We start from the raw sequence: 1778 nt of genomic DNA on the forward strand, positions 1-1778 counted from the left end.
GGAGCATTCCTGTTAGAAGCTTTTTCGGGGACTTGAACACAAAGAGCCCTCTTGGTATGATGCGGGGTGTCAAATCTGCACGAATTGACCCCTAATTTACATACCAAGGAGGACTCACAATGAATTTTACGCAAAACGCTAAAATTAATCAAGTTACAGATAAAACGCTAGTCATCGGAATGGATATTGCCAAACAAACACATTATGCCTGCATGGTGGATGAGCGTGGTCTGATTTTGAAGAAATCGTTTCCTGTACATCAATCAAGCCAGGGATTCGAATACTTCTATGCGTGTATTCTAGACGCTAAGAAACAATTCGGTAAAAGCGACGTCATCATTGGCATTGAACCTACCGGCCATTATTGGCTCAACCTGGCTTACTTTCTCGACGATCGGGGCATCCCGCTCGTCGTATGCAATCCCATGCATGTAAAGAAATCCAAGGAACTTGACGATAACCTTCAGACGAAGAACGACGCAAAAGATGCCCTTGTCATCGCGCGTTTAGTGAAAGATGGTCGATACAGCTATCCACGGATATTAAGAGAGACAGAGGCTGAACTGCGTGTCGGTTCGACACTGAAAGGCAACCTTACTGAAGAGTTGAACGCAATTAAAAACAAGATGATTCGCTGGACTGATCGGTATTTCCCGGAGTTCCAAGCAGTATTTCCGTCGTTTGGGAAAATGGCGCTTGCCGTTTTGGAATGTACTCCATTCCCGTGTGAGATAGCGAATCAGGAACCGTCAGAACTACTGGCAACCTACCGGACGGTAGAGGGGATGAAATCTCCCCAGCTACCAAAGACGAAAAAGCTCATTGTAAGTGCGCGTACTTCTATAGGTGTAACAGAAGGACAACAGATGGCCCGTATTGAAATTGCCACACTTGTCCAACGTTATCGCCAACTTGAGAAGGAGCTTGCATCGCTTCAAGAACAGCTGACAGAGTTTATTCAGGCTACAGTTGAGTACGAGTATCTCCAAACAGTCCCAGGGCTTGGAGACGCAACTATCATTGATTTACTATCGGAAATCGGCAGCTTTGCCCATTATAATCATCCACGCCAATTATTGAAACTCGCGGGATTGACATTGAGGGAGAATTCATCCGGACAACACAAGGGACAGAAACGAATTTCTAAAAGAGGAAGAAGCCAGCTGCGTGCACTGCTCTTCCGTGTCATGATGCCAATGGTGCGGCATAACCAGGCATTTAAACAACTGCACGAGTATTACACAACCAGACAAGTGAATCCATTACGCAAAAAACAGTCCATTGTGGTTCTCTGTGGAAAACTACTGAAGGTACTGCACGCAATCTGTACGAAGCACATGGTGTTTGACGCTGAGCAAATGATGAGGGACATACCCACGCTCGATAGAGCTGCTTAAGCACGACATTCCGAGTTGAATGCCTAGAAAATCGGATGACACGGAGAAGCCGGCATTATATTCACCATTCGACCACTGAGTCCCCATGGGAGCTTAGCCAGCCTCCGCCTTATGACTAGACCGAACGAAGGAATGTAGGCGCTTTTGACGCCAAGAGACATGGGAGGGTACGTCATCATAAGCTATGCGGAGATCCAGAGTGCATCGTATATAGCATCATCATCGCAACCAATATTATCCAGCGATGACCGCGTAGCGCACCCATGGACGTTTGAATATTCAAATATCTAATTATTATTGTTTATCATCGTGTAAAAAATATTTTTTTGGCACCCTTACAACGGCTCAAACCGTTGATACATCAACATTTATAGAGGGAGG

1 protein-coding gene is annotated in these 1778 nt (G+C 45.6%); it reads left to right on the forward strand.

Features of this window, described 5'->3' with window-relative positions; genetic code table 11:
• Positions 1–119 precede the first annotated feature (119 nt).
• Positions 120–1397 (forward strand): IS110 family RNA-guided transposase, encoded by a 1278-nt coding sequence (locus CSV64_RS16395; RefSeq protein WP_099635667.1) that lies wholly within the window; start codon positions 120–122, stop codon positions 1395–1397.
• The last annotated feature ends 381 nt before the right edge of the window (positions 1398–1778 follow it).

Origin of the sequence: Sporosarcina sp. P32b, assembly GCF_002743335.1 — a bacterium.
Taxonomy (GTDB): domain Bacteria; phylum Bacillota; class Bacilli; order Bacillales_A; family Planococcaceae; genus Sporosarcina.

Coding starts and splice junctions, on each gene's coding strand:
- CSV64_RS16395 (WP_099635667.1), top strand. CDS start 120: ATGAATTTTACGCAAAACGCTAAAATTAATCAAGTTACAGATAAAACG.